This window comes from Corynebacterium sp. HMSC064H12 (assembly GCF_001809925.1).
Taxonomy (GTDB): Bacteria; Actinomycetota; Actinomycetes; order Mycobacteriales; family Mycobacteriaceae; genus Corynebacterium; species Corynebacterium jeikeium_D.
Map to the genome: position 1 here is coordinate 1 of NZ_KV799327.1, position 868 is coordinate 868.

The 868-nt window shown below is 51.8% G+C and carries 1 protein-coding gene and 1 rRNA gene; both read right to left on the minus strand.

Annotation, left to right across the window (positions count from 1 at the left end):
* Positions 1 to 635, minus strand: a 23S ribosomal RNA gene (locus tag HMPREF2681_RS02500); the annotation flags it as partial.
* Between the two features lie 22 nt (positions 636 to 657).
* Positions 658 to 868, minus strand: a 211-nt coding sequence (locus HMPREF2681_RS11170; protein WP_210384527.1) for a hypothetical protein, incomplete at its 5' end; no start/stop codon positions are given.

The window sequence follows — 868 nt, forward strand, 5'->3', positions numbered from 1 at the left end:
ACAAAAAAGGGCTCTGACGGATTGTAAGCACATGGTTTCAGGTACTATTTCACTCCCCTCCCGGGGTACTTTTCACCATTCCCTCACGGTACTAATCCGCTATCGGTCATAAGCAGGTATTTAGGCTTACCGGGTGGTCCCGGCAGATTCACAGCAGATTCCACGAGCCCGCTGCTACTCGGGCAACACACCAATTGCACGCACGGGTGTTTCACGTACCGGACTCTCACCGTCTACGGCAGGACATTCCAATCCACTTCCGCTACACCCACACAAAACAACGCAGGACTAGCAGACCCTGCACAATGCATACCCACAACCCCACGCACGCAAACCCTGCCAGGTATCACACGCACGCGGTTTAGCCTCATCCACGTTCGTTCGCCACTACTAACGGAATCACAATTGTTTTCTACTCCTACGGGTACTGAGATGTTTCACTTCCCCGCGTAACCACCAATTAGACTATGAATTCATCTAACGGCGACCGCCCACAACGACGGCCAGGTTTCCCCATTCGGACACCCTCGGATCAACGCTCAGTTGGCAGCTCCCCGAGGCCTATCGCAGCCTCTCACGTCCTTCATCGGCCTACTATGCCAAGGCATCCACCATGCGCCCTTACAACACAACACACAAACAAATAACTAAGAACAATCACAAACAGAAAAACTGCTTGACAAAATCGAACTTACAGAAAAACAAGATGCTCGCGTCCACTATCCAGTTCTCACACAACACCCACACACCACACACAAACCACCACAACAGCAGCCTGCCCGCAGCACGCAGCAACCTGTAAACAGGAACAACAACATGTGTCATCCCAGACACCCAACAGCGCACCAACAACCAACCAACACAAAAA